Origin of the sequence: Vibrio cionasavignyae (assembly GCF_050337155.1) — a bacterium.
GTDB lineage: Bacteria > Pseudomonadota > Gammaproteobacteria > Enterobacterales > Vibrionaceae > Vibrio > Vibrio nomapromontoriensis.
Genome location: NZ_JAKJSR010000005.1, coordinates 1 through 4,982, shown reverse-complemented (window position 1 = coordinate 4,982; position 4,982 = coordinate 1). Strand labels below are relative to the sequence as shown.

Below are 4,982 nucleotides of genomic sequence, written 5' to 3'. Positions count from 1 at the left end.
ATTGACTCAATATTTGAAATTAAGGACTAGAAACATAACAAATTGTTCAAGCAGACAGCTAACGTTTGACGATTTTGGTTTGGTTGAGTTTAATGATTACGGTGGCTTTGTTCGAGTGTAGTGGTAGTTAGCTGCTACTTAACAAGGCGTTATACCACAAGGAGTAATAAGTGATTGTAGTTGCACGTTTTTCTTTTCCTCACGAAGCTCATATTGCGAAAGCAAGCCTAGAGAGCGCGGGAATCGAGAGTCATATCGCTGACGAGCACACGGTGAATACACAGTGGTTGTACTCAAACGCGATAGGTGGTGTTCGGCTAATGGTTGCAGAAGCTGACGCAGATGATGCGACTCAAATACTGAATAGCGACTTCTCAGAGTCATTGGAACATGGTGTTGTTGCTGATAACTCACAGGATGTGTGTCCAAATTGTGGAAGTAAAGATTTATCCGCACATACTAAAGGTAAGCGACCAGCATTCTTAGTGTTTATTTTACTCGGATTTCCATTGTTCTTTTATAAGCATGGGTATAAATGTAATCAGTGTGGTGAGTTCAGTGAAACACTTTGAGCCGTGGTATAACAAAGCGTTTAAGACGGATTCCCAACGCTTGGAATTTTCGGTTTGCTTTGAATTTAGTGTTTACGGCACAATGGTTTAGGTAAGGTGGTTTGCGTTGCTCACCACTTAACGCGGCGTTAGGTGCTCATCAATCAAAAGGAATTGAACACAATGGTTACATGTTACGTTCGGTATATTATCGACCCTTTCAAAGTATCTGAGTTTGAAGAGTATGCAAAAATGTGGATACCGTTGGTTACCCGATTAGGTGGGCAGCATAACGGGTATTTTCTACCTTCAGAGGGTGCAAATAACGTAGCTCTAGCGCTATTTACTTTTCCAAGTCTAGCGGACTACGAGGCGTACCGTAATAAGTCACTAGCTGATAGTGAGTGTATTAAAGCATTTAAGTTTGCAGACGATACACGCTGTGTTTTAAGTGTAGAACGTAGTTTCTTTAGACCAGTGTTTAACTGATAGTACGCACCTAACAATCGCTTCAAGTTGATTCGTAACGCTTGGCGGTTTTGGTGTTAATTTTGGTTTGGGTGATTACGGTTTAAAATTCGGCTTCAGTGGTGCGTAACTCACAACTTAAGCGGGCGTTATGTGGCAGGAGGCTACGTGCAGTTCACATTTAGGGAAACAACACCAAGCGATAAGGATTTTTCAAATCTAGTCGCAGAGTTGAGCTCAGAACTTAGAGTTCTTACTTCAGACTCTGGCGAGAGTTCATTCCATGCGGATTCTTTTAGTTTGGGTACTGATATTTGTTTAGTCATCTATCAAAGTGAAAAAGCCGTTGCATGCGGTTCATTTCGCAAGCACGACAGTGAAACTTGTGAGTTGAAGCGAATGTACTCAAAGTACCGAGGAGCGGGTAGTTATCTAATCACCCAGCTTGAGAGTTGTGCAGTGATTAAAGGTTACAAGCGCTCAGTACTTTCAACACGCAAGGTTAATGATAATGCAGTGTGTTTCTACGAGCGACATGGTTACTCAAAAGTTAGCGCTTATGGAAAATACGTCCATGCAAGCAAGTCTGTTTGTTTGGGCAAGTCGTTAGCCACATAACAAACTACTCAAGTGGACGCCATAAGCTTGGCGGTTTTGGTTTGAAGTTAAGTGCGCTTGGTAAGTTAATCGTCAGCGCCACTTAGCAGGGCGTTATGTGCGGGAGTTATTTACATGAATCAACCACCAAAAAAGCTGGATGGCGCACAGGTTATTGAATGGGCGTGGTCTGGTTCAAAACCGTTCGGGAATGTTCAAGATACATCAGGAAAGTTAACTAAAGAAATTTTTGGATTAGCGATATGTCAATATTTGAATAGCGAAACTGTTTACGTGTTTAGCTGTGATAGGAGCTGGGAAGTAGTGCAAGATTCAGATTTCTCATCTGTAGACGAAGCCAAATCTTATCTACCAGAGCAGTATAGAACGGTGCCAGTTAGTTGGATGCACGGGTAACAAGCACATAACAAACTGTTTAAGAGTGATTCGCAACGCGTGGCATTTTTACCATGCGTTGGTTTAAGTGATTAAGGTGGCATGCGGCGGCATCGGTATTGCGTTGCTCACACCTTAACAGGGCGTTAGCTACGTCTCGTATGTAAAGGAGTTCCAGTGGTAAAAGTTCTTGTTAGCTCGTGCTTGGTTGGTAATAAAGTAAGGTACAACGCGAGTTGTTTATCAATTTCAGAGTTTGAATTGCATTGGCTCAAATCAAACCTAGATCCAGTGGTCTTTTGTCCTGAAGTATCGGCAGGTCTGCTTATACCGAGAGCACCTGCTGAAATTATCTCAGGAAATGGCGCCGATGTACTTGATGGTTTGGCAAACGTTGTTGGAAATGATGGAATTGATGTTACTAAGGAATTTGTATTTGGAGCGGAGAACGCTTTAGAACTCTGTCAAAATCACCAAATAAAATACGCTGTACTCGCAGAAGGCAGCCCCTCTTGTGGTAGTTCAAAAATTTACGATGGAACATTCAACGGGATTAAAATCGATGGAGCAGGTGTCGCTACAGCATTGTTAGAGCGTAATGGCATTAAAGTCTACAGTCAGCATACGATAGCTAAACTCCGAAGCACGTTGGAAAAGCATAGCTAACAAATTGTTCAAGCAGACAGCTAACGTTTGGCGATTTTGGTTTGGTTGAGTTTAGTGATTACGGTGGCTTTGTTTGGGTGTAGTGGTAGTTAGCTGCTACTTAACAAGGCGTTATGTGCTTTTATCAAAAAGGTAAATTTAAAACGATGGATACACACCTAAAAATAGTAGAAGCTTTGGCAAATGGTATTGATCCTGTTACTGGTGAACTTCTTCCAAGTGATTCTCCATACAATCATCCTGATGTAATAAGGGCGTTATTTACTATGCTTGATTTGGTAAAAAATCCACCAAAGAAAGCTGCGAAAGTGAAAAAGACACCCGAGCAAAAACAAGCGGAAAATATTGAAAGTGGCTTGCCTAAAAATGCAGGGTTACCTTGGACTGATGAGCAGCGCTCTGACTTAGCAAGCCAGTTTTCATCTGGCCAAGAAATCAGGGTGTTGGCAGAAATTCACGGACGCACAACTGGTGCTATTACTTCCGAGCTAAAGAAGCAAGGTCTTATCGAGGAATAAGGTAGTAGGCACATAACAAATTGCTCAAGCAGACAGCTAACAGTTGGCGATTTTGGTTTGGTTGAGTTCAGTGATTAAGGTGGCTTTGCTTGAGTGTCGCGGTAGTTAGCTGCAACTTAGCAAGGCGTTAGCCGTTCATCGCGACTTACGGAGAAACTTGTGATTGTAAGGAAAGCAACGAGTGAAGATTCTGCCAAGTTACTAGAGCTTATAGAGCTCAAGGCCGAGTTTGATCGCGCAATGAAAGGCTTTACTGGAGAGATCTCTACAACTATCGGCAAAATCGAGAGTACGTTATTTGGTCGTGTCCCGTATGCACATGCTTTGATTCTAGAAGTTGAAGGGGAAGCACTAGGTTTTGCTCTTTTCCACTATCGTTACTCATCGTTCAAAGGTGAGCCATCAGTTTGGTTGGATGACCTTTTGGTTAATCTTGAGCATAGGTCAAATGGGTACGGTGAAGCATTGATGCAAGAGCTAATGGCTCACGCTAAAAGTATGTCAACGTCTCACATCGCTTGGACAGCANGCCCACTCAACAAAAAAGCTCATCTGTTTTACAAAAGACTAGGTGCAGAGATTGAGCGAATGGATGGTGATAGACCTTACTTTCGTTGGGCAGTGAACGGCTAACAAATTGTTCAAGCAGACAGCTAACGTTTGACGATTTTGGTTTGGTTGAGTTTAGTGATTACGGTGGCTTTGTTTAAGTGCGGTGGCAGTTAGCTGCTACTTAACAAGGCGTTAGTTGCACTTGGAAATCTAGTGGTCAAATCGTTGTCCCTTTAGCTATGCAGTGACAAGCCCCACTGCTTAACGTTCTTTCCGGTGGCAGCGGCAAAGCGTCATTCGCTTTAGCCATCGAGGTTTTGCGGAACTGCTTTTTGTGTCCGTCCGTGAGCAACGAAAGTAACATCTTCCTCAACCCGTTTTTCAGTGACTTCAGTGGTTTCTTTTTCGCGCCAACTCGCATTAACCGAAAGATGTCAGTTCTGTCAGCTATCAAGTACGGCGTGGTGATAGTAATTTGGTTTACAGCAAGCAATGAGCATCTTGGTGCAAATAAAAGAATAGGGGCGTAGGCAACTAACAAACTACTCAAGTGGACGCCATAAGCTTGGCGGTTTTGGTTTGAAGTTAAGTGCGCTTGGCAAGTTAATCGTTAGCGCCACTTAGCAGGGCGTTAGCTGCACGAGCAGACATCCGTGTCTGTCTCATCAGGTTAGCTCTCCCAGTTGCGCTCTAGGTTTACGATCTCTGAATTTATGCGGGTAAATGTTTTTTCGTAGTTGCTATTGAAGAAAAACTCTTTGCCTGCCGTTAAATCGAGAACCGAGTATTCAAACTCGTGATCACCAATAGCTTCTTCTATTAATGCACAAATAATGTTTGCTCGTTCCTGTGTCATTTTATCTGAGGCGTTAAAGTGGAGTTTTACTAATCGAGGTTGACCATGTAGTACAACGTTTAACTCAGGGTTGTCAGCGCCGATGTAAAAATGACCCACTAACGCCGATTTAAAATTGACCCACCTGAGGCAAACTATCCGTTCGTAAATGGACAAAGCGGCGGATTATGATCAATCAGGAGCAACTAGTGGAAATACACGTTTTACATCAGCAAGGGCAAAGCATCCGCCGCATCGCGAGAGATTTAGGTATCTCAAGGAATACCGTTCGCACTTATCTTCGAGACAGAAGTAAAGAGTCTGTGTATCCCGAGCGGCAATCTCGACCAACCAAATTACAGCCTTACCACAATTACAGCCTTACCACGACTACTTGCG

The 4,982-nt window shown here is 43.0% G+C and carries 10 protein-coding genes; 8 read left to right on the top strand and 2 right to left on the bottom strand.

Features of this window, described 5'->3' with window-relative positions:
• Positions 1 to 170: 170 nt before the first annotated feature.
• The 7 genes from L4D74_RS00480 to L4D74_RS00450 all read left to right on the top strand — a co-directional run bounded on the left by L4D74_RS00480 (position 171) and on the right by L4D74_RS00450 (position 3,829).
• Positions 171 to 572 carry a putative signal transducing protein gene (locus L4D74_RS00480; RefSeq protein ID WP_428750264.1) on the top strand — a complete coding sequence of 134 codons (402 nt, stop codon included), beginning with the start codon at positions 171 to 173 and terminating at the stop codon, positions 570 to 572.
• A 162-nt stretch (positions 573 to 734) separates the two neighbouring features.
• The gene (locus L4D74_RS00475; RefSeq protein ID WP_428750263.1) at positions 735 to 1,040 is read left to right on the top strand and encodes an NIPSNAP family protein; all 306 of its coding nucleotides are present in this window, start codon (positions 735 to 737) and stop codon (positions 1,038 to 1,040) included.
• Between the two features lie 147 nt (positions 1,041 to 1,187).
• Positions 1,188 to 1,637, top strand: a complete 450-nt coding sequence (locus L4D74_RS00470) for a GNAT family N-acetyltransferase (protein WP_428750262.1) — start codon at positions 1,188 to 1,190, stop codon at positions 1,635 to 1,637.
• A gap of 114 nt (positions 1,638 to 1,751) precedes the next feature.
• Positions 1,752 to 2,033, top strand: coding sequence for a hypothetical protein (locus tag L4D74_RS00465; RefSeq protein WP_140371263.1), 282 nt, complete (start codon positions 1,752 to 1,754; stop codon positions 2,031 to 2,033).
• Between the two features lie 156 nt (positions 2,034 to 2,189).
• The gene (locus tag L4D74_RS00460) at positions 2,190 to 2,678 is read left to right on the top strand and encodes a 2-thiouracil desulfurase family protein (protein WP_428750261.1); all 489 of its coding nucleotides are present in this window, start codon (positions 2,190 to 2,192) and stop codon (positions 2,676 to 2,678) included.
• Between the two features lie 113 nt (positions 2,679 to 2,791).
• Positions 2,792 to 3,196 carry a hypothetical protein gene (locus L4D74_RS00455; RefSeq protein ID WP_428750260.1) on the top strand — a complete coding sequence of 135 codons (405 nt, stop codon included), beginning with the start codon at positions 2,792 to 2,794 and terminating at the stop codon, positions 3,194 to 3,196.
• A 159-nt stretch (positions 3,197 to 3,355) separates the two neighbouring features.
• On the top strand, positions 3,356 to 3,829 hold the full coding sequence (locus L4D74_RS00450; protein ID WP_428750259.1) for a GNAT family N-acetyltransferase: 474 nt from the start codon (positions 3,356 to 3,358) through the stop codon (positions 3,827 to 3,829).
• Positions 3,830 to 3,965: 136 nt separating this feature from the next.
• Here L4D74_RS00450 and L4D74_RS00445 read toward each other — a convergent pair whose 3' ends face one another.
• A complete protein-coding gene (locus tag L4D74_RS00445; protein ID WP_428750258.1) occupies positions 3,966 to 4,298 on the bottom strand; it encodes a hypothetical protein in 333 nt (110 codons plus the stop codon).
• Between the two features lie 120 nt (positions 4,299 to 4,418).
• Positions 4,419 to 4,703 carry a hypothetical protein gene (locus tag L4D74_RS00440; RefSeq protein WP_428750257.1) on the bottom strand — a complete coding sequence of 95 codons (285 nt, stop codon included), beginning with the start codon at positions 4,701 to 4,703 and terminating at the stop codon, positions 4,419 to 4,421.
• 89 nt (positions 4,704 to 4,792) lie between these two features.
• Here L4D74_RS00440 and L4D74_RS00435 point away from each other — a divergent pair.
• A partial coding sequence (locus L4D74_RS00435) for a helix-turn-helix domain-containing protein (protein ID WP_428750256.1) occupies positions 4,793 to 4,982 on the top strand: 190 nt, incomplete at its 3' end.

What these genes read in the sequence shown, in the direction of transcription:
- L4D74_RS00475 (WP_428750263.1), top strand. Translation starts at nt 735, where the DNA reads ATGGTTACATGTTACGTTCGGTATATTATCGACCCTTTCAAAGTATCT.
- L4D74_RS00465 (WP_140371263.1), top strand. Translation starts at nt 1,752, where the DNA reads ATGAATCAACCACCAAAAAAGCTGGATGGCGCACAGGTTATTGAATGG.
- L4D74_RS00455 (WP_428750260.1), top strand. Translation starts at nt 2,792, where the DNA reads ATGTGCTTTTATCAAAAAGGTAAATTTAAAACGATGGATACACACCTA.